Annotated in this window: 19 protein-coding genes; 3 read left to right on the top strand and 16 right to left on the bottom strand. The window is 56.7% G+C overall.

Annotated elements, in window-relative coordinates; translation table 11 throughout:
* Nucleotides 1-217: 217 nt before the first annotated feature.
* From ONB24_09410 to selB, 3 genes are all read left to right on the top strand, one after another.
* Entirely contained in the window at nucleotides 218-628 is a 411-nt protein-coding gene (locus tag ONB24_09410) for a DUF2752 domain-containing protein (GenBank protein ID MDZ7316325.1), read from the top strand.
* Between the two features lie 38 nt (nucleotides 629-666).
* Nucleotides 667-1,530 carry a TIM barrel protein gene (locus tag ONB24_09405; GenBank protein MDZ7316324.1) on the top strand — a complete coding sequence of 288 codons (864 nt, stop codon included), beginning with the start codon at nucleotides 667-669 and terminating at the stop codon, nucleotides 1,528-1,530.
* 80 nt (nucleotides 1,531-1,610) lie between these two features.
* The gene (selB, locus tag ONB24_09400; protein ID MDZ7316323.1) at nucleotides 1,611-3,485 is read left to right on the top strand and encodes a selenocysteine-specific translation elongation factor; all 1,875 of its coding nucleotides are present in this window, start codon (nucleotides 1,611-1,613) and stop codon (nucleotides 3,483-3,485) included.
* Nucleotides 3,486-3,525: 40 nt separating this feature from the next.
* On the opposite strand, the gene ONB24_09395 is transcribed toward selB, so the two are convergent.
* The 16 genes from ONB24_09395 to ONB24_09320 form a co-directional block, all read right to left on the bottom strand.
* Nucleotides 3,526-5,562, bottom strand: a complete 2,037-nt coding sequence (locus ONB24_09395) for a cellulase family glycosylhydrolase (protein MDZ7316322.1) — start codon at nucleotides 5,560-5,562, stop codon at nucleotides 3,526-3,528.
* A gap of 191 nt (nucleotides 5,563-5,753) precedes the next feature.
* The gene (hypE, locus tag ONB24_09390; protein ID MDZ7316321.1) at nucleotides 5,754-6,800 is read right to left on the bottom strand and encodes a hydrogenase expression/formation protein HypE; all 1,047 of its coding nucleotides are present in this window, start codon (nucleotides 6,798-6,800) and stop codon (nucleotides 5,754-5,756) included.
* Between the two features lie 3 nt (nucleotides 6,801-6,803).
* Nucleotides 6,804-7,922 (bottom strand): hydrogenase formation protein HypD, encoded by a 1,119-nt coding sequence (hypD, locus tag ONB24_09385; protein MDZ7316320.1) that lies wholly within the window; start codon nucleotides 7,920-7,922, stop codon nucleotides 6,804-6,806.
* An 11-nt stretch (nucleotides 7,923-7,933) separates the two neighbouring features.
* On the bottom strand, nucleotides 7,934-8,197 hold the full coding sequence (locus ONB24_09380; GenBank protein ID MDZ7316319.1) for a HypC/HybG/HupF family hydrogenase formation chaperone: 264 nt from the start codon (nucleotides 8,195-8,197) through the stop codon (nucleotides 7,934-7,936).
* A 1-nt stretch (nucleotide 8,198) separates the two neighbouring features.
* Complete coding sequence (gene hypF, locus ONB24_09375) at nucleotides 8,199-10,496, bottom strand: carbamoyltransferase HypF (protein ID MDZ7316318.1); 2,298 nt, start codon at nucleotides 10,494-10,496, stop codon at nucleotides 8,199-8,201.
* Nucleotides 10,439-11,110, bottom strand: coding sequence for a hydrogenase nickel incorporation protein HypB (hypB, locus tag ONB24_09370; GenBank protein MDZ7316317.1), 672 nt, complete (start codon nucleotides 11,108-11,110; stop codon nucleotides 10,439-10,441). The genes hypF and hypB overlap by 58 nt, the downstream gene beginning before the upstream one ends.
* On the bottom strand, nucleotides 11,107-11,460 hold the full coding sequence (locus ONB24_09365; GenBank protein MDZ7316316.1) for a hydrogenase maturation nickel metallochaperone HypA: 354 nt from the start codon (nucleotides 11,458-11,460) through the stop codon (nucleotides 11,107-11,109). Before ONB24_09365 ends, hypB begins: the two co-directional genes overlap by 4 nt.
* A gap of 90 nt (nucleotides 11,461-11,550) precedes the next feature.
* On the bottom strand, nucleotides 11,551-12,810 hold the full coding sequence (gene thrC, locus ONB24_09360) for a threonine synthase (GenBank protein ID MDZ7316315.1): 1,260 nt from the start codon (nucleotides 12,808-12,810) through the stop codon (nucleotides 11,551-11,553).
* Between the two features lie 36 nt (nucleotides 12,811-12,846).
* On the bottom strand, nucleotides 12,847-15,279 hold the full coding sequence (gene thrA, locus ONB24_09355; GenBank protein MDZ7316314.1) for a bifunctional aspartate kinase/homoserine dehydrogenase I: 2,433 nt from the start codon (nucleotides 15,277-15,279) through the stop codon (nucleotides 12,847-12,849).
* 5 nt (nucleotides 15,280-15,284) lie between these two features.
* The gene (locus ONB24_09350) at nucleotides 15,285-16,325 is read right to left on the bottom strand and encodes a carbohydrate kinase family protein (GenBank protein MDZ7316313.1); all 1,041 of its coding nucleotides are present in this window, start codon (nucleotides 16,323-16,325) and stop codon (nucleotides 15,285-15,287) included.
* 4 nt (nucleotides 16,326-16,329) lie between these two features.
* On the bottom strand, nucleotides 16,330-16,953 hold the full coding sequence (thrH, locus tag ONB24_09345) for a bifunctional phosphoserine phosphatase/homoserine phosphotransferase ThrH (GenBank protein ID MDZ7316312.1): 624 nt from the start codon (nucleotides 16,951-16,953) through the stop codon (nucleotides 16,330-16,332).
* 202 nt (nucleotides 16,954-17,155) lie between these two features.
* The gene (locus ONB24_09340; protein ID MDZ7316311.1) at nucleotides 17,156-18,175 is read right to left on the bottom strand and encodes a hypothetical protein; all 1,020 of its coding nucleotides are present in this window, start codon (nucleotides 18,173-18,175) and stop codon (nucleotides 17,156-17,158) included.
* A gap of 19 nt (nucleotides 18,176-18,194) precedes the next feature.
* Nucleotides 18,195-19,022: a patatin-like phospholipase family protein gene (locus ONB24_09335; protein ID MDZ7316310.1), complete on the bottom strand. Its 828-nt coding sequence runs from the start codon at nucleotides 19,020-19,022 to the stop codon at nucleotides 18,195-18,197.
* A gap of 12 nt (nucleotides 19,023-19,034) precedes the next feature.
* Nucleotides 19,035-20,033, bottom strand: a complete 999-nt coding sequence (locus tag ONB24_09330) for a hypothetical protein (GenBank protein MDZ7316309.1) — start codon at nucleotides 20,031-20,033, stop codon at nucleotides 19,035-19,037.
* An 89-nt stretch (nucleotides 20,034-20,122) separates the two neighbouring features.
* Nucleotides 20,123-22,492 (bottom strand): T9SS type A sorting domain-containing protein, encoded by a 2,370-nt coding sequence (locus tag ONB24_09325; protein MDZ7316308.1) that lies wholly within the window; start codon nucleotides 22,490-22,492, stop codon nucleotides 20,123-20,125.
* A gap of 4 nt (nucleotides 22,493-22,496) precedes the next feature.
* Nucleotides 22,497-23,378 (bottom strand): glycosyltransferase (locus ONB24_09320; GenBank protein ID MDZ7316307.1); only part of this gene is annotated, 882 nt, incomplete at its 5' end.

Raw genomic sequence — 23,378 nt, 5'->3', positions numbered from 1 at the left:
GGCATAAAAAACGCCAGTTGTTAAGAATTTTGCTTCCCCTTTTTAATCGACGCCGCCTTTAGCGGACCGGCGCATAAACGCAGGGAATCAAGGTTGAATCAGGAGGGATAGAGCTTCCCTATATTTCCTCCTGCCTAATCCGAATCCTGTAAACTATGCAAAAAAGCTTGCATAATGCCCATGAATGTTCGTATTGTCAATTGAGGGAAAAAGTAAAATGAAAATCCAATTGATTCGACTTGAATCTGCCAAGATTTACAATCGATTGCTTCTCGGCCTGGTCTTGGCAATCTTTATTGCTGCAGCCCGACTTTTTCCTAACCTTACCGATCGGTTTCCTCCCTGTCCTTTTCACCACCTGACGGGGCTGCCCTGCCCTTTTTGCGGTTCGGCGCGGGTTGCTGTTTTGTCGGTCCACGGCCGGTTTCTGCAGGCTGCGCTCCTCAATCCGGCGGCTTTTGCTGTCTATTTGTATTTTGCAGCCGTCGTCCTTCTCGGTCTGTTTGCCGCTTTTAATCTAAAGACTCCCGATCTTAGCCTTACCAAGCGGGAGAAAAGATTGCTGCTGCGGATCGTTCTTTTGCTCATTATTTTGAACTGGGGGTATCTGTTGTCAATTGCCCGGTAATGGGAACCTTGGCGGCTCTTGACCGTTACAGAGAAACCATGACTAGCCTACGTACATCTCCTTTGGTCGGCGTTGCGGTAGAGCCGTACAACGGTATCGGCGCAACCGAATTTTTGCGCGGTCTGCGAATTCTCGGCATGGAGTTCGTGGAAATCAACCGTAGCCTGTTTAATGAAGACGGCCGAATCGACCCTTACCTGAAGAGGTTCGTTTCCGCTTTTCATTTGCCCCTCAGTTCTGTCGACGGCTGGGACTTTTCCAACGATCGCCACTCCGCAGAGATTTCGGAAACCATCGACTGGGTAAACAGCAAGGCAGCTGCGTTTCATATTCGCCACCTCGTCGTTCATCCGCCGGAACCCCTGCCGGACCATGTTTCCGATTACTCTGCGGCAACGTTGTTTCGCAACCTCCGCAGGCTCCGGCTGCCGGTCTATGTAGAAAACATACCATCGATGAGCCGAGTAGAGTGGGATGACTTTCTTTCGCAGGCGAGAGCCGAATTGGGCGATCAATTCGCCGGCATCTGCTTCGATGCGCCGCACTTTTTCATCCGCGGCGACGACCCCATCGAATGCTTTGCCCGCTACCGGCCCCTCATCGGCTGCATCCATCTCTCGGACTGTCGTCGGGGCGATGACAGTCATTTTTCTTTCCAGTGCGGCGGTGAGCTGCCGATCGACGAGTTTTTGCAGACCGTGGCGGCGGCAAATTTTCGCGGCAGCATCACGTTGGAAATTACCCCGCCTTCCTTTGACAACATCGAGCCTTATATCGAAAGCTACCTGACGGTTTTGCGGTATCTGGATTATCCGCTTTATCTGAAGAAGCGTATGCGGCTGTTTGCTTTGCGCCCCTTGATCCAACGTTTCCAGTCCAACAACCTGCAAAAGAACGGCTGACCCAACAAGGGGAGATTTCGTTCGAGCGGCAAATCGGCTGACGAACTGTCATCTGCTTTTGATTGCGAAAGGAGGTTTTATTGGCGGCCAAGGTCATCGGCACGGCCGGTCACATCGATCACGGCAAATCGAGTCTTGTAAAGTGTTTGACGGGCACGGACCCCGATCGGCTGAAGGAAGAAAAGCAGCGCGGCATGACCATCGATCTGGGATTTGCCTTCCTGACCGATGAGATTGCCATCATCGATGTACCCGGACACGAGCGGTTCATCAAAAACATGGTCGCCGGTACCAGCACGATCGATCTGGCGTTGTTGGTCGTGGCGGCCGATGACGGCGTGATGCCGCAGACGCGCGAGCATCTCGACATTATGAACCTGCTCGGCATTCCCGCCGGCGTGATTGCCGTCACCAAAATCGACTTGGCGGATGAGGAGTGGCTGAGGGCCGTCGAAGAAGAGATTCGACAGACCGTTGCCGGTACTTTTCTGGCATCGGCGCCCATTCTGCGGACCTCCGCGGAAACGGGGGAAGGAATCGAAGCGCTGCGCAAGACCCTCATTGAGCTTGCCGAGCGCACCCCTTCGCGCAGCGATCAGGGAGTTTTTTGGCTGCCGGTCGATCGTTCGTTTACGGTAAAGGGCTACGGTACCGTGGTGACCGGCACGGTTCTTTCCGGTCAGGTGCGCGTCGGCGAGGAGTTGGAACTTTTGCCGGAAAAACGGCGGCTGCGCGTGCGCGGCATTCAGAGCCACGGTCGGCCAGTGGAAAAAGTCGGTATCGGTGATCGGGCGGCCCTTAATCTGCCGAACATTGCCAAAGAGGACATTAGACGCGGCGACATTTTGGCGACGACCGGTCGCATCGAACCGACTCGGCTGCTGGACGTCAGGTTGACCTTGTTGACCAAAGCTCCTCAGCCGATCAAAAGCGGCAAAAAGCTGCGCCTGCATATAGGGACGGCTGAAATGAAATCGCGCGTCAAGCTGCTCGAAACGTCCGTTCTGCTGCCCGGACAATCCGCTTTGGCGCAGCTTTATTTGGATTCACCGACGGCAGCCCTTTTTCGTCAACCCTTCATTCTGCGCACCTTTTCACCCGCATTGACCATCGGCGGCGGGGTCGTGCTCGACGCTAATCCCAAACCGCATCGTCGATCGGACAAGCTTGCCGTTGAAAGGCTGAAGCAGCGGGAAAAATTCAATGTGCGTGAGTTGCTGCTCTCTCATCTTGTTGCACCTGCTACGGCTCCGCTTAAGCTCGTCGAATTAACGAAAGCGATCGGCGTTGAAGAAAAGGAAGTGGTCGAGAGTCTCGAGCGGCTGCTTCAGGACGGCCTGGTACGCCGTTTCGGTCATTATTATCTGCATCAGCAGAATTATCTTCTTTTGAAAGAGAGAATCCGCCAACTGGTGTCGGCATTTCACGCCAAAGAGCCGCTGCAGCGAGGCATCAAAAAATCGTACGTCGCCGCATTGCTCCAATCGCCGCCGGAAGTTATGGACGCGGCGCTCGGCGAGCTAAAGACGGAAAATATCCTTTATGAAGAAGACGGTGTGTTGCGCCTTGCCGATTTCAGCATCTCGTTGTCTTTGGCAGATCGAGAGACAGCCGAAAAAATTTTATCGATCTTTTCGCAAGCCCCTTTTAGGACGCCGCCGCCGAAAATCCTTTCGCAGATGATCGGCGTCCCGCTCGAGCAGGTACAACGCGTTCTCCAGGCGCTGGTCAGTATGGGGAAAGTGCTCCGCCTGGACATGGAAATCTTTCTGACGCGGGAAGCGGTTCGTCAGGCGGAAAAGATCCTTCGCAGTTTTGGTACGGAAGAATTTACGGTCAGCGAGTTTCGCGAGCGATTGGCGACCTCACGCAAATTTGCCGTGCCGCTGCTGAACTATTTCGATCAACGGGGGATCACCGAGCGGGTGGGAGAACTGCGTCGCCTGCGGAAATAAAAAGAGCCGGCCTTTCGACCGGCTCTTTGTGTATAGAGAGTTACCGCATCAGCACCATGCGGCGCGTCCTTTCCTGATTGTTGCTCTTGAGGCGATAGAAATAGATGCCGCTGGGGACCTCTTTGCCGTTCATATCGCGGCCATTCCATTGTACCGCATAGTCGCCCGCCGTCTGCATGGCGTTTACCAATTCCGCAACTTTTTCGCCGCGGACGTTATAGACGGCCAGAGTCGTCTGTCCAGTCTCCGCCAGTGTATAGCTGATGGTGGTGCTGGGATTGAAGGGGTTGGGATAGTTGGCGTGCAGCGCGAATTCGCCCGGCACTACACCGCCCTGCTCGCGAATCAGCGTCGCCGGATCGACCACGCGTACGCGGTCGATATAGATTTCCACATCCGGCTGCGCCCGGGTTTCGGAAACGAACTGGAAGCGCTGCACTCTCCCCCAATCGATCTGGCCGCCGGGGCCGCCGTACCAAGTGCGGTTATCGGGATCCCAGGCGCCCATATCCTGCAGGTCCGTCAAAGCCATGGTAAACCGTTGCCACTCGCCGTCGAACGGCACGACCGAATTGTCGATGTGATAGTTCATACGCCACGGACGGTCCTCTTCGAATTCGTTGGTCATTTCGAAGCGGGCTTGGATGTGGCCTTGATCGTTATCGCAGCGGATGAAAAAATCAAGCACGTACCCTTTGTCCGCCAATTCGGCCATATCCTGATACAGCGGGAAGAACATATCTACCGCGTTGTACTGGCTCGGGTAGTAGATTCCCATACAATACTTGCCGCTGACCGGGGAATCTGTGACGAAAAAGTTCGGCTCGCCGTCGCCCAGCCACCAGCCGACGCGGATCATCGGGTTGAATTCGTCGTCATAAAAGACGACGCCTTCCTTGAGCGGCGACGGCACATAAATGCCGGCATCCGGGACATTGAGTCCCAAGGCAGCGGCGACCTTTTTGTTGACATCGTAGGGATAATTGCTGAACATCATCCAATTGCCGGTTCCGCCGTCATAGTTGTCAAAAAAGCCGTAATTGCCGCGATAGGAGGCCAGAGACCAGCCGATACCCTTGGCTTCCATTTCAGTGCGGACGGCTTCGAACCAGGCGGCGCGGTGTTCTGCCGGCACATCGAAAGCAAGGCTTCTGCCCCAGTCCCATTGCTGGCCGGTAATCGCGCCCATGGCCGCGCACCATAAGGGCATACCTTTAGCGGCAGCAATGTCTGCTGCCTGATCGATTCGGGCTTTTACCCAATCGACCGTTCCTTGGGTCGGATAATTCTGATAGGCCGTTCCGGCTGCCGTTGAACCGTCTTCGCTTGCCATAGGCGGCATTTTAGCAGGATCGTACGGGAAGGGAACGTTGATGGTATAGTATCGCAATTTGTGGAAAGTTGTATTCTGCCTTGTAAATAGGACAGGCTCCCACATTTCCACCGCATAGAGAATATTATCGTCCGCAAATTTTTCCAGATTGGCCAGCTGATCGATCGAATACCACATCACCGGTCCGACGACAATAGTGTGCTGGGTATCGACCTGGCGAATGGCGGCAATGATCGTCTTGGCGGCGGCGTTCCACGCTTCGGCGGTGATCAAGTCTGCCGGCGCCGAGAAAATTTCATAGAGAACCAAATCGGCCGCCTTGCCGGCAAACCGGCCGGCCAGATCTTTCCAGTTGGCGGCCACGCGCGCCGCAACCGCATCGGCCGTCGCGTCAGAAATCTCATCGCCGGAATTGGTGATGACGACTTTGAGACCGACTTCCTCGGCCCATTGCACGGCTTTTTCTAAGCATTGAATTTGTATCGGACTGATCGTTCCTTCGGGGGTAATACCGGAGGTATTAAAGTTTACCAGAATCCGAACATGGTCAAAGCCCAGAGCTTTGATGTTTTCGAATTCGGCTTTGGTATAGCGCGTGGTTTGGATGTGATACCATTCAGTCGGCGCCAACCAGTCACCCAACGTAACGCCGCGGCCGAGTGTGGTGACCGCCTGGGCGTCAGCAAACACCATCAGACCGGCTGAAAACGCCAGCAGAAAAAGCAAAGCACGACCAACGTTCATCGTAACCTCCTTTTTGTTTCGTTAAGTTGGCCAATTTTTTGTACCATCTCACGTTTCTTTGCCTGCCTGAATCACCTCCATATTTGATTAAACTCGCTCTTTGAAAGCGGCGCTAACATACTAAATGAAGAGCTGCGTGTCAAGAATTTTGTTGTTTAAATGAACAAAGGGTGAGTAGCTTCTTATTTCTGTTAACAAATACGCGGCAGCTGCTCGCCGGAGATCATGTCCAAAATTCTCTTTCCGAAAGCGGTTTGCAGCAAGACTCGGTCGCTGTGCTCCTCAGTCATGGCGCCGATCACCGCAGCTCCTACTCCTTGTGGGTGTTTTCGCATCGCCTCGAGGACGGCATCTGTGGCCTGCGGCGAAACCACGGCGATGAGTGCTCCCTCATTAGCCATGTAAAGCGGGTCGAGTCCCAAAATTTCGCAAACTGAGCGCACCGATTCTTGAATCGGAATTTGCGATTCATCGATGACGATGCCGAGTCCGGCGGATTGGGCGATCTCGTTGAGGGCGCTCGACAACCCGCCGCGCGTCGGATCGCGCAGCATGCGTATCTCCGCGCTTGCCTGAAACATCGCCTCCACCAAGCCGTTGAGAGGCGCCGTGTCGCTCTGAATGGCGCTTTCGAATTCCAAACCCTCGCGCGCCGCCATAATCGCCGCGCCGTGGCGACCGATATCGGCGCTGAGGATGATTCTGTCTCCGGGACGACAGTTCGCCGCGGCAACATCTCTTCCCGCAGGCACGACGCCGATACCCGACGTGTTGATGAATATCTTGTCTCCCTTGCCCCGCTCGACGACTTTGGTGTCGCCGGTGACGATCGTCACGCCCGCCTTTTCCGCCGCCCGCTGCATCGACCGGACTACGCGAATCAGCTCTTCCATCAACAAGCCCTCTTCGAGAATCATTCCGACGGAAAGATAGAGCGGCTGCGCCCCGCACATGGCCAGGTCATTCACCGTGCCGTTGACGGCCAGCTCGCCGATGTCGCCGCCTGGGAAAAAAATGGGGCTGACGACGTACGAGTCGGTCGTAAACGCCAGACGACCGCCTGCAGAAAACACGGCGCCGTCGTGCAGGCTGCGCAACAGCGGATTATCGAATGCGGGCAGAAACAGCTCCTCGATCAGCTGTCTGCTCAATAAACCGCCGCCGCCGTGAGCGGTAAGAATGCGCTCATATTTCTGCAGCGGCAAGGGACAAGAAAAACCAAGTTCGTTTCCGTTCATGGGTCAATCGCCTTTTGGATTTGCCGTCTGTAATTTTTGCTGCCGGTAGCGGAAATAGGCGGCGCAGGCGCCCTCAGAGGAGACCATCGGCGCGCCGAGCGGCGTTTCCGGTCGACACGCGGCACCGAATGCGGGACAGTCCGTCGGCTTGATCAAGCCCTGCAGCACCTTTCCGGCCAGGCAATCCGTCGGCCTCTCCTGCTTGTCGCTCGTTTTCAGCGAAAAAACCTGCTCGGCATCAAAAGCGGCATACGTCGGCTTCAAGCGCAGCCCGCTTGCCGGAATTCTGCCCATGCCGCGCCAGTCGGCGTCGCAGATTTCGAACACCTCGGCCATGAGCCGCTGCGCCTGCAGGTTGCCCTTCTCGGTCACCACACGGGCGTATTGATTAGCAACTGAGGCTTTCCCCTGCTCGAGCAATTCAACGGCCTGCAGAATTCCCATCAAAATATCGATCGGCTCAAAACCGGTGACGACAACGGGCGTGCGGAAAGTCTCGACAATGGGCAGATACTCTCGGTAGCCCATCACCGTGCACACATGACCGGCGGCCAAAAACGCCTGGACTCGGCATGACGGCGCCGATAAAATCGCCTCCATGGCCGGCGGAACGCGGCGATGCGCCGCCAGAAGAAAAAAATTGCGCAGTCCCAGTCGTTTTGCCGCCAGAACAGCCGCAGCATTTGCCGGAGCGGTCGTCTCAAAACCAACGGCAAAAAAGACAATAAGCTTTTGCGGATTGGCCTGAGCTAATTTTACGGCATCGAGCGGCGAATAGACCAGCCGCACATCTCCGCCTGCCGCTTTGGCGCTCAACAGATCGCGGCTCGAACCGGGCACGCGCAGCATGTCGCCGAAAGAAACGAGCATCACATCGCGACGAGAAGCCAATTCGACGGCAGCGTCGATAATCCCTGCCGGCGTCACGCAGACGGGACAACCGGGACCATGAACGAGCGTCAAATCTATGGGCAGCAACTCTTCCAGGCCGTATTTCAGGATGGCGTGCGTCTGGCCGCCGCAGATTTCCATGATCGTCCACGGTCTGCTCATGCGGGCAGCAATGGCCGCCGCCAGCCGCCGCGCCGCCTCGGGATCACGAAATTCATCGACATACTTCACGGCTCATTTCCTCATTCGGATGCCGAAGCCTGACCGGCCTCCTGCCAGGCCTCTCCCACCTCGCGCAAGGCATTCAGCGTTTCCAGCGCTTCCGCCTCATCGATCTTGTTCAAAGCAAATCCGACGTGCACCAAGACATAATCGCCGATCTGCACGTCCGGTAAAAAATCGATACAGACTTTTTTGATAATTCCGGCAAAATCGGCTTTTGCCATTTTGGAACCGGATTCGTCCGCCTCGAAGGAAATAATTCTACCGGGTATGGCCAGGCACATCTTAGGACTCCTTTTTCTGCAGCATTTCAAACAAGATCAATTGACCGGCGGCAATTCCGCCGTCGTTCGGCGGAATGCGCTGATGCCAATAGGGCCTGAAGCCGCGCCGCTCCAAGCGCTCTGCAGCTTCGGTCAACAGACGGACGTTCTGAAAGACGCCGCCGCTCAAAACCACTTTTTCCATCGAAAATTGTTCCGCCGCACGGCAGATTATTTCGGCCAATGTGTTGTGGAATTTGGCCGCCGTTAGAGCGACGACTTGGCCATTTTCCATATCTTGGAGGAGTGCGTCGAGCATCGGCCGCCAATCGACGATTGCGGGCGAGCCGGGCAAAAGCTCAAAAGGATAATGGTCGTTGATGCCTTCGGCAGCACGCCATTCGAGCGCCATAGCCGCCTGACCTTCGAACGATGATCGTAACCGCAACCCGAGCAGCGCCGCTGCGCCGTCGAACAGCCTTCCCACGCCGCTGCTGCGGGGACAGTTGACGCCCCGCGCCAGCATCTGCCGCAGCAACGCAAGCTCGCCCCGAGAAAACGCTTCGAAAATCGGTAGGTCCTGCTCGAACATCGCCTCGCCGAAAAGCTCATAAAGCATGCCGAGCGCAGTACGACGCGGCTCGCGAATGGCCTGCTCGCCGCCCGGCAGCGGAAACGGCAGAAACTGCGCCGCATGCTGAAAGGACTCGTCGACGATAAAAAACTCTCCGCCCCACAACAGGCCGTCGGTTCCATAACCGATGCCGTCCCAGGCCACGCCCAACAGCGGCGGCTCGAGCTGATTTTCCGCCATGCAGGCGGCAATGTGCGCCGCATGATGCTGCACGGCAGTCACCTGCGGAAACCGTCGACGGGCAAACTTGGTCGAAATGTACTCGGGATGCAGATCACATACCGCCGGCGCGCCGTCGAGTCGATAGATGCGGTCCAAATCGTCGATGACGCGCTCAAATGCATCTGCAGCCTCGGCGGTGGCAAGATCGCCGATATGCTGACTGATGACGAGGCGGTTGTCGATCCGCACGGCCACGGTATTTTTGAGATGGCCGCCGACGGCGATCGCTTTGCCTGCGCTGCGTCCGACTTCGATCGGCAGCGGCGCATAGCCGCGCGCGCGACGCAGCACCATTTCTCTGCCGTTGACGATGCGCACAATCGAGTCGTCGGCGTGCCGCACGATACGGCGGTTATGAACGAGAAAGCCGTCGGCAACTCCGGTCAGTTTGCGCACCGCCTCGCGTTCGTCGATGACGATCGGCTCTTCCGATAAATTGCCGCTGGTGGCGACGACCGTTGATCCGAATTCGCGCAGCAGCAGATGGTGCAGCGGCGAATAGGGCAGCATGATGCCCAAGTAGGGATTATCCGGCGCCACAAGTGATGAGACAGGAGCGTCGGCTCTGCGACGCATGAGGACAATGGGCGATTCGGGCGAACAGAGCAGCCGCTCCTCGAACGGTGAAATCAAGCACATCCGGCCTGCGGCTGCAAGGTCGGGTGCCATCAGGGCAAAAGGCTTTTCTTCGCGATGTTTCCTGCGGCGCAGCGCGGCGACTGCCTCGTCATTTGATGCATCCACGAGGAGCTGAAAGCCGCCGATGCCTTTGAGCGCCGCGATGCGGCCGCCTCGTAACGCTTCGATCGCCGCCGCCAATGCCTCCTCTTTCAAAGCGACGCACTTTCCGTACGCATCGAGCCATTCAAGATGCGGGCCGCAGTCGGGACAAGCGATCGGTTGTGCATGAAACCGGCGATCGTTAGGGTCCTCGTACTCACGTCGGCAGGACTCACACATCGGAAAATCGCGCATTGTGGTGTTGGGCCGATCGTATGGCAACTTTTCGATGATGGTAAACCGCGGTCCGCAGTGCGTGCAGGTGATGAACGGATAGCGATAACGGCGATTTGTGGGGTCAAAAAGCTCGCGCAGGCAATCGGGACAGGTCGCTACATCGGGCAGCATCAGCGTCAGTTCTTCGCTGTGCGTTTCGCTGGGCCGAATCATAAACTCGGAATAACCGACCGGATCGAGAAAGGAAATTTCGCAGCCGGTCACCACGGCTTTAGAGGGTTTTTCGGCCTGAAGTCGCAAAAAAAAATGGTCGAGCGTTTCTTTTTCGGCCTCGACTTCGATCGTGAGCCCGCCGGAGTCGTTGCGCACCCAGCCGCAAAGTCCCATCGCTTCAGCCAAACGATAGACAAAAGGCCGAAAGCCCACCCCCTGAACCACCCCGCGCAGCACTATGCGGAGGCGGAGCTTGGATCTTTGCGGCGCAATGTGCGAAGCAGGTTGCACCATTCGTCGATTCCTTCGCCGGTTGTACAGGAGGTCAAAACGATCTGCAGCTGCGGATTGACGGCATGGGCGTTCTCCTTGAGCCTCTCGACGCTGAAATTGAGAAAGGGCAGCAGATCGATCTTGTTGACGATGCACACGGCGGCGTTGCGAAAGATCGCCGGATATTTCAACGGTTTTTCTTCGCCTTCCGTGACGCTGATCACCACGGCTTTGATATTCTCGCCAAGGTCATAGGCGGCGGGGCAAACCAAATTGCCGACATTTTCGATGAACAGCAAATCGAGTTTTTCCACCGGCAATGTGGCCAACGCTTTTTTCACCAAGTTTGCATCGAGATGACAACCGCCGCCGGTGATGATCTGCGCTGTCGGTACGCCCAAGGCTTCGATACGTTTGGCGTCCAGATCGGTCTGTATGTCCCCTTCGATGACGGCGATCGCAAATTCGTGCCGAAGGCGCGGCAGGGTTTGTTCCAGCAGCGATGTTTTGCCGCTCCCGGGTGAACTGAGCAGATTGACGCTGAAAACGCCGTTCGTCTGCAGCAGGGTGCGGTTTTCCTGCGCCACGGCATCGTTGCGTTCCAGCACCTTGCGTTCGACCATGATCACGCTCATGAAGCAGTCTCCTCCTCGACTTCGATCGATTCGACGAACAGATCGTCGCCTCCCTTTACCGTAATGTTCAGGCTGCCGCAATGCGGACAGGCGAATTCGAACTCTTTTAGTACCGTTTCTTGACCGCATTCGCCACAAAGGAGCAGTGGATCCGGTTGACGCACAATCAAGCGGGCACCGTCGAGCTCGGTTCCGGCAATCAATGCCGAAAAGCCGAACTCCAACGAGTCGATCAGCACGTTGCTCAATCGGCCGACACGGACCACAACCGCCTTGACACGGCACGGCCGGTCGTGAAGCGTTTCTTTCACGATGGATATAAGGCTGCAGGCAATGGACAGTTCGTGCATGACAAACCGTCTCCTGAAAAAAGGCCGGAAACGAAGCACCGCCGCTTCCCCCAAATCGACGGGGTCAATTCAGATTGAGAATGAACTCTTTCAGAGCTCCATAATCGTTGGGCAAGGGTGCAGCGATCTTGGGGCGATTGAGGCATGCCTCCAGCGCCGGCGGCAGCGGCACCGGCGCCTCCACAGCCTTTGCCATGACTTCGAGAAACTTGGCTGGATGCGCAGTAGACAGAACGATCGTCCGGCGCGCATCCTGTGCAGCCGAACGATATCTCTGCGTTGCCGCCAGCCCGACCGCAGTGTGCGGATCGGCCAGGTAGCCGTCCTGCTCATAAACGCGGCGGATGGTCGCCAGCGTCTCGTCGTCCGAGATGCTCGTCGACCACAACCGGTCACTGATCCGGCTGCGGTCGTCGCCGTACAGTGTCCGAATACGCTCCCAATTGCTGGGATTACCGACGTCCATGGCGTTGGACAGCGTCTGCAGCGACGGCCGGGGACGCCGGTTTCGAGGTACTCGGGAATGACGGCGTTCGCGTTTACGGCAGCGATAAAGCGGTGCACCTTAAGGCCGCATTGTTCGGCAAACAAACCGGCACACAGATTGCCGAAATTGCCGCTCGGCACGCAGACGACGGGCGCTTCGCCAGAAAAACGGGTGACGGCCCATAGGTAATAAAGCGACTGCGGAATCAGTCGGCCGATGTTGATCGAATTGGCCGAGGAAAGCCGCGCTCTGGCCGTCAGCTCGGCATCGCGAAAGGCGGTCTTGACCAGCGCCTGGCAATCGTCGAACGTGCCGTCGACCTCGAGTGCATGCACATTGTCGCCGAGCGTGGTGAACTGCCGTTCCTGCAGGGGACTCACCTTGCCCGAGGGATAGAGCAGCACAATGCGGATGCCCTCGACGCGGTGAAAGGCGTGGGCCACGGCGCTGCCGGTGTCGCCCGATGTGGCGACAAGGATGGTGATTTCGTGGTTTTCATGACGCAGAAACCATCCCATACACTTGGCCATGAATTGGGCGCCGAAATCCTTGAACGAAAGCGTCGGCCCGTGAAAAAGTTCCAGGACGCTGATTCCGTCCGAAAGCGGCGACAGCGCGGGGCTGAAAAAGAAAGCCTGCTCCGTCACGCGCTGCACGCCTTCGGCGGTCAGCTCGTCGCCCAACCATTGCGTTATGGCCGTCGCGGCGGCGGCGCGGAAATCATCCTCGGCAGCGATCGCCTCAATCGGCATCGGCGGAAAATCGACCGGCATGTAAAGGCCGCCGTCCGGCGCCTGACCGGCAAACAAAGCTTCGCGAAAAGAGACGACGGGAGATTGGCCGCGGGTGCTGTATAATTTCATCGCAATAGTCTCACTCTCTATGAATACAAACAGCGCTCAAGGCAGATGAAAGCTCAGGTTGATGATGTTGGCAAAGATGCCGCCGGCCGTGACCTCGCGGCCTGCCCCCGGCCCCTGCACCGTCATCGGATTGTCGAAATAGCGCTTGGTGGTGATGCGGATGATATTGTCGGCGCCGTCGGCGCGCGAAAGCACGTTGTCGCGAGACACCTCGCTGACGCCGACGCGGCAGACGCCGTCGATCAGCGTTGCGACGTAGCGGATCACTTTGCCCTCTCGTTCGGCGGCGGCGCGGCGCGCTTCGAACTGCGCGTCCAGGCTCGGCAGTTTTTGCCAGAACTGCTGCAGATTGCCGCTGCACAACTCCGGCGGTAAAAGCGGCTGAAGAATGACGTCGCTCAATTCCATCTGCAGACCGATTTCGCGGGCCAAAATGAGAATCTTGCGCGCCACGTCGGTGCCGGAGAGATCATCGCGGGGATCGGGCTCCGTATAGCCGCGCTCATAAGCCTCGCGCACCACGGCGCTGAAAGGCCGCTCCGCCGACAAGGCGCTGAAAATGAAGCCGAGAGTTCCGGAAAAGATGCCTTCGATCTTTAAAATCTCGTCGCCGCTTTGGATCAGATCCTGGATGGTGCTGATCAACGGCAAGCCGGCGCCGACGGTCGTCTCGTAGAGGTAGTGCAGCCGATGGTCGCGCGTCATCGCCTTGAGGCGATTGTAATACTCCTGCGACATGGTATTGGCGCGCTTGTTGGGCGTTACGATGTGAATGCCGGCGCTGAGAAAGTCCACGTATCGGCTTGCCACTTCATCGCTGGCCGTGGCATCGACGATAATGCTGTTCTGCAGCTTGAAATCGGCAATCTTTTTCAGCAAAAGGTCCAAGTCCGTCTTGGTCGTCGACTCCTTCAGCGCTGTCCGCCAGTTGCGCAGATCGATCCCCTGATCGTCGATGACCATGCGGTCGATATCGGCAATACCGCAGACGCGAATGAGCAGATGATGCTTCTCATACAGCTCCTCTATCTCTTCGGCCATCTGATCCAGCAGCGTGCTGCCGATGTTGCCCGCGCCGATGACAAAGACGTTGGAGATGCGATGCGACAGGTAGAACGCCGAATGAATGACATTGACCGCTTTGACGGCGTCCAATTCGTGAACGACGATCGAAAGATTGCGCTCAGAGGAGCCCTGGGCAATGGCCACCACATTGATCGAGTTGTCGCCCAGCGCCTTGAACAACTTGCCGGCGATGCCGGGGTGACCGGCCATATTGTCGCCGACCGCGGCAATGATCGCCAGATCGTTCTTGACTTCGATCTGGTCGATCTTGCCGGAAGCGATCTCGCCTTCGAACTCTTTTTGCAGCGCCTCTTTCGCCGCCTCGGCGTCCTTGGACTGGATAACGAAGCAAATGCTGTGCTCGGAGGAGGCCTGCGAAATCATGATGACGTTGATGTCGTGACGCGCCAAGGCGCCGAACAACCGAAAGGCAATGCCGGGCACGCCGACCATGCCGCCGCCCTGCACGTTGATCAAGGAAATATTGTGAAACGAGGCGATTCCTTTGACCGGATGTTCGCCGTTGATCTGTGCCGAAGAAATAAGCGTCCCGGGTTTTTCCGGAGCAAAACTGTTCTTGATCACCACAGGGATGTTCTTTTCGATCGCCGGACGCAGCGTCTGCGGATGGATGACCTTGGCGCCGAAATAGGACAGCTCCATGGCCTCTTCATAGCTGACGGCCGGAAGGACGAACGCCTTGTCGACGATGCGCGGGTCGGCGGACATAAAGCCGTCCACGTCGGTCCAGATCTCGATTCGCTCGACGTCCAGCGCCGCGCCGATGATCGACGCCGTGTAATCGGAACCGCCGCGGCCGAGCGTGGTGCTGACGCCGTCGAGGCTGGAGGCAATAAAGCCGGTGACGACGTAAATCAACGGCTCGGTAAACTTTTTGCGGATGCGCGGCACGGTCTCGTCGAACAACACCCGAGCGCCGCCGTGACGTTTGTCGGTAATGATCAGCTCGCGCGCATCCACATAGACGGCCTGAGCACCCTCGTTCTGCAGAAAGCGCGTCATCAGCCGGGCGTTCAGCCGCTCGCCGTAGCTGACCAAATAATCCATCGCCCGCTCCGAGCAGACGCGGATCAGGCTGACCGCCTTGAGAATGTCGCGCAGTTCTTCGAAATAGGTCTGAACGATATCCCGAGTTTCCGGCTCGTTCAATTCCCGCGGATAAACTTCGTAATGGCGGCGGCGAATGTTTTCCAGCTTGATCATCGCTTCCGGACCGTTCTTTTCCGCGGTCTTGGCGCAGTCAATCAGCTGATCGGTAATGCCGCCGATAGCGGAAACGACCAGAACCGTAGGACTGCCGGGGACAAACGCTTCGCGGGTGATGCGGGCGACGTTGCGCACCCGCTCAGCAGAGGCCAACGAGCTGCCTCCGAATTTCAACACTTTGATCATCTTTTCGATCTATGCTCCTCGATATAGTCCAACAGATAGGCTTCGTCGCGCATGGCGCCGGTGCAGGAAAGATGACGAAGACTGACTGCGGCAGCCGCAGCTGCAAATTCCAAAGCGCGCGCAGTCGTCCAACCTTGATGCATCCCGTGGAGAAAGCCGGCGGAAAAAGCGTCCCCCGCTCCGGCATTGCCCTGATACTCTTCCGCCGATACGCGAAAATTAGGTTGCACAATCAAACCCTCGCTGCGGGTAAAGGCGTAATTCGGTCCGACGGCGCCGCAATGAACGACGGCAGTGCCCGCATCGAAACGCTCGACCAAGAGACGGCACGCTTTTGCGGGATCATTTTCCTCGGCCAGCGCCGCCGCCTGATCTTCGTTGATGCAGAGGATATCCACATATTTGAGAGCGGGGCGGTAGCGCGCGAACTTGAAAAGATTCTGCACATCCGGCGAGACGAAATCAAGCGCCGTTTGAAGTCCCATTGCCTGCGCCTTGGCTAGAACGCGGCCGAGCACGCAGCCATAGTCTTTGTCCGCCAGGTCGAGCTGCGGCAGCAACAGGCCGTAACCGAACATGGCAATACGGAAAGAAGACAAGCTCTCCCACGGAATGTCCTGTTCGTTAAAAGAACCCATTGCGCCAAGGCGATGGCGAAAACAGCGCTCGATCACGCCGTCCTGCAGGCGAATGTGCAGGACTTCAGTGGAGGAGGTTTCGTGGATCGGGTCGATGGCCAACAAAGCATCGGAAAGGCCGTTTTCGGCCAAGATCCGGCGAATGACCTGTGCCTTTTCGTCACGTCCCACCTTGCCGACCACGACGATCGGATATCCACCGGCAATTTTGGCCAAATCGACGGCCACGTTGAGAGCCATACCGCCGACGCTCAACTCCGAGGCCTCGCCGGCCAGCTCTTCGACCGGCACAAAGTCCTGCGCATCCACATAGGTCATGCGTCCGGCGTCGATGATCGGCAGAATCTCGTCGACGATCGTCGACCCCACCAAAGCAATGCCGCACCGTTCCTGCGCCATGCCGTCAACTCCCTTTTTTGAAAAGCCTTTCTTCCGCCTGCAGCAAAGCCTCGCGCAGTTCGTCATAAGAGCGCGTTACCGGAAATTGGGGAAATTCATCGATCACATTCTGCGGCGGCCGGAAAAGAATTCCGACATCCGCCGCGGCGAGCATACCGGTGTCGTTGTAAGAGTCGCCGACCGCCGTCACCGGAAAATTGAGTGCGCGCACGGCAAGCACGCACTGCCGTTTGCTGTCCGCTTGCCGAAGACGATAACCGCTGATCATGCCCTCATCGTCGACCTGCAAATGGTGACAAAAGAGCGTCGGCCGACCGAGCTGCTGCATCAGCGGGTCGGCAAATTCATAAAAGGTATCCGATAGGATCAACACCTGCATGCGGCTGCGGAGCCAATCCAAAAACTCGCGCGCGCCGGGCAGCGGCCCCATTCCGGCAATGACCGCCTGAATGTCCGCGAGCCGAATGCCGTGCTCGCGCAGAATGCGCAGCCTCTGCCGCATGAGCTGATCATAATCCGGTACGTCGCGCGTGGTGGCGCGCAAAGCTGCAATGCCGGTCTTTTCGGCCACGTTGATCCAAACTTCCGGCGTTAAAACTCCCTCCAAATCCAGACAAGCAACCAGCAATCTTGATCCTTTCCCGGTTTTATTAAAAGTTTGCTTATGGTTTTTGGTGATTTGACGGCTTGAAGAAATAAAAAAGGGTCACTCCCGCAAAGCGGGAATCTCCAAGGCAGACAAGATTCCTGCATTGCAGGAATGACCTTTATGAGGAATGTAGAAAAAAAAATATGCTGAAAAAAGAAAAAAATACAGTTCGACCGCATTATTACAGCGGCGCATCCTGAGGCCGGCGGATCACCTGCGGGTCGGTCATGACCAGGCTGAGAATGCGCTCGCGAGGTATACCGTTTAGAGCGTAATTGCGTCCAATGCGGTTGTTAATAAAATCCATCTTGCGCTCTGCAACCGTATTGGTCGGCAGGACTTCATGAGCATCCGTGACCTTTTTGGCAAAGTCGGCGTCGAACTGGCGGGTTAAAAGATAGCTCCACAACACATGACGATAGGCATCTTCAGGCACGGCGGGATTGGCGCGATGCGCCTCGCGCGCGGTTCGCCGCGCTTCGGAGGTCAGCTGCATGATGACCGGCGCCCGCATCGGATAGCGGGAGATGATTTCGATCTCATCCGGCGACAACTCCTGCTGAAAGATCTCTGACGCTTTTTGGACATCCCGTGTCTCTAAACGCAACCGTGCTCCGCCCTCTTCCTCGACCGTGTAAAGCATGGCCTGGGCCTCTTTTCCGCGCAACTTTAACGTCACGAGCGCACGCAGCTGCATATCCCTGTCGAAATATTCTTCGTTGAACAGGTTCTGCAGCTGCAGTCGATAACGCCGCCACTCCTCCGCAAGCCGACTGATGACCATGGGTTTCTTTACCGACCAATAGCCTTCCTCGACACGGCCAATGGCGGTACTGGGCAGCTGCTTATTTTGTTCGGCAATTACCGAAAACTTTTCCAAAGAAATCCGAACCGCCGCCGGTCTAAGTTGCGCCAATGTCAAATCGACGCGGTTCACCGAAAACAGCGCCTCGATCGGATCGACCGCCGAGTTCGCCACAAGGTTTCCGCTCAGACCGTAAATCGACAGACGATTAAAGGAGGTAAACCCGATGCGGTCAAAGTCGAGATCGGCTACCGGTGTGCCGCGCTCGCGCAGCAGCCTTTCGGCCGCGGGCAGGCCCTTCTTCGCCGCGGCCGTCAGCAGCTGACCGCCGCCGATATAGATCACGAGAACGATAAGAACCAGGATAATCAAGAGCCTGATTACGAAACGCTTCATAACTTTGTTCCGGCTTTGATTATTGCAGATCGAGATCCGCTTTTAGCTTTTGTCGAAAAGCCGCCACGTCCAGCGCCACCGAGGCGCGTATCTCTTTTTCTTTGAGGAAATCGAGAATAGAATAATTGAGCAGTCTCGGCTTGACATAGAGATCGACGGGCGTGCGTTTGAGCTTTTCGGCGATAATCGCGGACTGCATCGTCTGGAATGTCTCCATGATGCTGTCGAACATGCCCGGCATCAGGCTGCCCTTGGTTGGGGCGATGGAACCCGAGACGTCAATGGCGATCAGATAGTCGCACTGGTCGCGAATGATCTCATGCGGCAGCGGGTCTACGGCACCGCCGTCGATGAGGATGCGCCCCTGATATTGCAGCGGTTTGAAAATCGCCGGCAGAGAGATGGAAGCACGCACGGCCGGCATCAACGGCCCACGTTCAAAGATGACCGGCTCCCTTCGCCAGTAATCGGCGGCCACGACCTTGAGAGGGATGGAGAGATCCTCGAAACGTTCGACGCCGATAACCTTTTGCAGGTACTCCATGACCTTTTGACCCTTGAGTACGGCCTTTTTCAAATTGACGTCGATGAGCTTAGGAATTTTCAGCGGTGAAAGGATTTCGAGCTCCTGCTCCATGCGCCTGCCGGTAAAATCAGCGGCAATAAAGGCACCGAAAATGGCGCCAATGCTCGTGCCGGAAACGATCGACGGGCGCACGCCCAGGTCGTCCATCGCCTTGCAGAATTCAATATAGGCAAGTCCGCGCGCGCCGCCGCCGCTTAACGCTAAACCGATACGCTTTGCAGACCTTTTTTTCGACTTGCGCAGAGCGCTCCAAATCGCCATGTATTTTCCCGCTTATTTTTCCGGTTTGCTCTCCTTATATCCCGCCGGCACCATGAACAGATCCGCCGACAAATCGCCTCGAGACAACTCGGTTACCTCTTCAGTGATGGTCAGCAGCTTGACGCGATCGCTTGCCTTTTTTTCAGCCTGCTTTTCCAACATTTTTTTGCCGATCGCCCCGGCCAAGCCGCCGACCGACGTCGGAATCTGCGGCGATTCGCTTTTTTCTTCCTTGGCGGACTGGGGATGGTCCCCCTCGCTTTCGTAAACCGTCTTTAACCGCAGCGGAAAACCCTCCAGCTTTTTGCCTTCCTTCTGCAGGCGCTCCATCGCTTCGGCAAGCTGCGGATAGGAGGCGAAAACCTGCTTGATCATGCTTTGCATCGACGCCTGATCGGGGAGCAGACCCAGCTTTTTCGCCAACGCCAGCTGAAACGCCTGCATCTCTTCCGCCGCTTTTTGCTGACCGCGATGCAGCCATTCGTCGGAAACGGCATAGAGCGTGGCGCGTGAAGTCTCCGGCGCTTTGCCCTCCTTCTGTTCCGTCACTTCACTTTCCATTTTGAGAGACAGAATCACCTTTTCCGCCGCCAAGCCGGCTATGGTCTCCTTCTCGCCTGTCTCTTTGACGTCCACCGAAATTTTCCATTCGACTTTTTCTTTTTCCTCTTCCTTGCTCTCCTGGAGGTTTTCCATCGTCTCGCGCATCATCCGGCGCCATTCGTCAAAAGTCATCTGGGTGAACGTTTTGTTTTTATGATCAATGGTAATAAACAATTCGCGATCGAGATCGATGATCTGCGTGGTTGCAAGCTTGCCGTCTCGGAACGAATCATTGCGATGTTGCGCTTGGGTATAATAGTCCACATTTGTGGTCGGCTTGCCGCCGCCGAAAAATTTAACCATCTTCCCAAAAGTACCCCCGAACTCCATCGTGGTGACGCTTGCCTTTTTTACATCGGCCGTTGCCCATGCGGCAGCAAGCAGCAGAAAAACAAGTGCTTTTTTCATTAAAAACTCCTTCTGTTGTTATGAGGTCTCTAACTTTAGCCGCTGCCGTTACATTCCCGATTTTTCTGCTGCCCAAAGCTGCGGCAAAGCTATTTTAGACAGGTCAGTTTGCCGAAATAGTCCTGCCCGTCGATTTCCAGCCGGCAGAAATAAATGCCGGCGGGCAAATCGCCCAACTCGCGCCGATAAAAGCCCGGCGATAATCGTTCGCAGTCGTACAGAATCGCCGCCGACTCGCCGCGTACATTATAGATCTTGAGCGAAACGGACGAATCCTGTGCCAAAGTAAATGTGATCATGGTTTTGGGATTGAAGGGATTGGGATAGATGATCATGCCTTGCTCGAGCGGTCGATGCGACTTTACGCCGGTGCCGATGCTCGTCACAGCCGCTCGAATTTCGGGAACGGACATGAACAGACGCCACAGCATGCCGGTGCGGTGGTTCTCGATCATCGGCGCAATCGTGCCTTGATCGATGGCCAGCACGCTTTCCGCGTACCAATCCTGTTTGCAGTTAAAGGCGTCCTTAAAGCCGAATTCGCCCCAAAGCCGTTTGCCGTGGCGGTAATAAAAGGCCTTCAGCGCGGCCATGGATTCTTCGGGCGTATACGGCATGGCGCTGAGCGCCGCGGTCGGTGTGATCGTGCCGTTATCATTGTTGGGCTCATGCGCCGAATAGCCCCACGGATTGTCCGAAGCGGTCAACCCCCACACGCCGTCGCCGTAGCAGGGAAATTTTTTCGGGTTGGCCTGACAGTAGGCATAGTGAATCAGGCTGATGGCGCGATTGTTGTCGTAATAATTGCAGAATCGGTCGGTCATGGCATGAGGATCGACGCCCAGGAACGTATAGTGGGTAAAGAAAAGCGGTCCGCCCATCGGCGGCCCGACCGGCTGAGTGATGCCGTAATAGGACCTGCCGTTGACGTATCCGGCGCCTGCCCAGCCGCTATAGTAAAGCGATTTGGGTACGGGATGGGTCGGCGAGGCGATCGCCAAAATGTAAACGATCATGCACTCGTTAAAGCCGCGGATCGGCATGTTCATCTGCCACCCATAGTTGGGCGACCAGTGCCAGTACAACACCGGCTCCTTCGTCTCTTTGCGGAACCAATCCCACTCGACTTCCCGCCACAGCCGCGTGCAGATGTCGCGGATCTCCGTTTCCACCGCGTTGCTGCCGTCAAAATATTGACGAACCGTGAGGAGTCCTTGAACGAGATAGGCGGTTTCCACCAGATCGGCGCCGTCATCGTACTTGCTGAAGGGGATGATCCTGCCGGTTGTGCCGTGGATCCAATGCGACCAGGCGCCGTGATGGCGCTCGGCTTTATCCGCCAAAAAGCGCACCAGCTTGAGGACGTGCGCTGCGGCCGCCTGGCGGGTAATAAAGCCGCGCTCTACGGCTACGGGCACATTCATCAATCCAAAGCCGGTGCCGCCGCTGGTGCAGACGTCGCCCGAACCCTTGCGTTCGCGTGCCATGCCGCTCACCGGATGAGCGTAATCGTAAAAATAGCGAAACGCCGCCTGCTGCACCGAGGTCAGCAGCTCTTCGTCGTTCATAGGACGCGTCGTCGCCGATACCGTGTCGGAGGGGGCGGATTCGATTCCGTCATAATTGACCGCCGTGACATAGTAATAGCGCGTTTCCCCGTTTACGCCAAAGAAATCGCTAAACCAGATAGGTTCATGAGCGACGGCGTTCAACCGGCGAAACGGGCCTGTCGGCGATGAGGCGCCGTACACCGCATATCCGACCAGATTCGGCGAGGACACCGGCTGCCAGCGCAGATCGATGCGCGAATCATAACCGAACGCCTGCAGGCCGGTCGGCGTGTCCGGTGCTTCTGCAGCTCCACCGCCCTTGATCAAACGAATCTCATCGAGAAACAGGGTATGCTCGACATCGTCTGCCGCTTTTTGATAATGAAAAAGAGTTTTGACCTTGGTAAAATCGATCGAAACACCGCCTTCATGAAAAGCAGACAACGGCACGGCCGCCCGTTGCCAAGTCGACGGGTCGCCGTCGATATCGCCGACAAAATCACCCAGCGCCCGGCGGCGGCTCTTTTGGTTGTTGACGTCCTCTAGCGCGAGGTCGGGTAACGCTTCTTTGCTCACGGCCTCCGGCGCGTTGATCCAATAGACCAAACTGTCGTAAAGCGTCGTATCCATGGGCTTCCAGCCGGTTGCCGCAATGGCCATTCCCCAATCCCCACCGCTTTTCGAGCGCCAGCGCAGCCGCAGACTGTGCGCTCCCTGATACACCACGCCGGTCTCGACCGGAAACTTGTCATTGTTGCCGGCCCGCTCGAGCGTGCTTGGAGCTCTGCGGTAACCCCATGAAGCATCTACATATTTATCGCCGTCGGGACTGTCGGAAAAAATGACGATCGTCGACTGGGCTACCGCGGCAGCGGTCAGGATAAATAGAATGATCACTACTTTCGACATGGCCTCAATCCTCTATTTGAGCCAATCGATGAACGGCACGAACGACCTCCACCGGATCATGATGCGCTTTGACCCATTCTTTCCCCTTCCTGCCGATTTCCCGACGCAGATTCGGCTGCGCAATGAGACGGACCAGTTCCTGCCGCAGATTGTCGGCCTGCACGTCGATAAAAGGATGGTTGGGAAACTGTTCGGCAAATCCGGGCGCCAGACAGGAGCACGCCGGTATTTCCATCGCCAGCGCCTCCAGCGAATTGATGCCGTAGCCGAGATCGCCGATCTGATCGACAAAGATGTCGCAGGTCTGTTTGAGCGCCAATGCCTGCGCGTAAGGCAGGCCTTCGATCAGCACGGTTTCGGTTCCGAGCTCGGCTTCCAATTGACGAAGAATGGGAATGATGACATCGCTGCCCTTGGCGGCGCGATTGGTCGGCGCATGGCCGATGCGCACCGCCTTGTCATTGTCATGATGCAAATGCGGCTGAAAACAATCGGCGTCGAAGGGAAAGCCGACGTAGTGAATTTGCGGATGCAAAGCAAGATGGTCGAACTCGACGGTCACATTGAGATCGCTGATCGCATCGACGGCCGGAATGACGCCGCGGGTGCGCAGATCGCTGCCGGTATAGCAGCAGATCACCTTTTTGCCGCGCCGCTTCATTTCGGTAATGAAGGAAGCATTGCGATAGAGGTCTAAACCGCCGTCGAGCTGATAAACATCGAACGTATCGAGGCCGTAGCGGCGGACGGCGCGCTCAATTAGCGGCCGCCATAGCCAATCCCGCAGGTCGACCAGCAGCTTTTCCGCCCGAGTATGAGGCCGCCACGTGATGGGAATACTTTCAGGGTTGGGTCGGATATTGACCACGCGCAGTTTTTGCGGGTT

The organism is candidate division KSB1 bacterium, assembly GCA_034505495.1.
Lineage (GTDB): Bacteria > Zhuqueibacterota > Zhuqueibacteria > Residuimicrobiales > Krinioviventaceae > Fontimicrobium_A.
The sequence above is the reverse complement of the archived record's forward strand: the minus strand, read 5'-3'. Positions and strand labels throughout refer to the sequence as shown.

Coding starts and splice junctions, on each gene's coding strand:
- ONB24_09335 (MDZ7316310.1), bottom strand. CDS start 19,022: ATGGCGATTTGGAGCGCTCTGCGCAAGTCGAAAAAAAGGTCTGCAAAG.
- ONB24_09350 (MDZ7316313.1), bottom strand. CDS start 16,325: ATGGCGCAGGAACGGTGCGGCATTGCTTTGGTGGGGTCGACGATCGTC.
- ONB24_09365 (MDZ7316316.1), bottom strand. CDS start 11,460: ATGCACGAACTGTCCATTGCCTGCAGCCTTATATCCATCGTGAAAGAA.
- hypB (MDZ7316317.1), bottom strand. CDS start 11,110: ATGAGCGTGATCATGGTCGAACGCAAGGTGCTGGAACGCAACGATGCC.
- ONB24_09380 (MDZ7316319.1), bottom strand. CDS start 8,197: ATGTGCCTGGCCATACCCGGTAGAATTATTTCCTTCGAGGCGGACGAA.
- ONB24_09340 (MDZ7316311.1), bottom strand. CDS start 18,175: ATGAAGCGTTTCGTAATCAGGCTCTTGATTATCCTGGTTCTTATCGTT.
- hypE (MDZ7316321.1), bottom strand. CDS start 6,800: ATGAACGGAAACGAACTTGGTTTTTCTTGTCCCTTGCCGCTGCAGAAA.
- ONB24_09410 (MDZ7316325.1), top strand. CDS start 218: ATGAAAATCCAATTGATTCGACTTGAATCTGCCAAGATTTACAATCGA.
- thrC (MDZ7316315.1), bottom strand. CDS start 12,810: ATGAAATTATACAGCACCCGCGGCCAATCTCCCGTCGTCTCTTTTCGC.
- ONB24_09395 (MDZ7316322.1), bottom strand. CDS start 5,562: ATGAACGTTGGTCGTGCTTTGCTTTTTCTGCTGGCGTTTTCAGCCGGT.
- ONB24_09405 (MDZ7316324.1), top strand. CDS start 667: ATGACTAGCCTACGTACATCTCCTTTGGTCGGCGTTGCGGTAGAGCCG.
- ONB24_09330 (MDZ7316309.1), bottom strand. CDS start 20,033: ATGAAAAAAGCACTTGTTTTTCTGCTGCTTGCTGCCGCATGGGCAACG.
- hypF (MDZ7316318.1), bottom strand. CDS start 10,496: ATGGTGCAACCTGCTTCGCACATTGCGCCGCAAAGATCCAAGCTCCGC.
- ONB24_09325 (MDZ7316308.1), bottom strand. CDS start 22,492: ATGTCGAAAGTAGTGATCATTCTATTTATCCTGACCGCTGCCGCGGTA.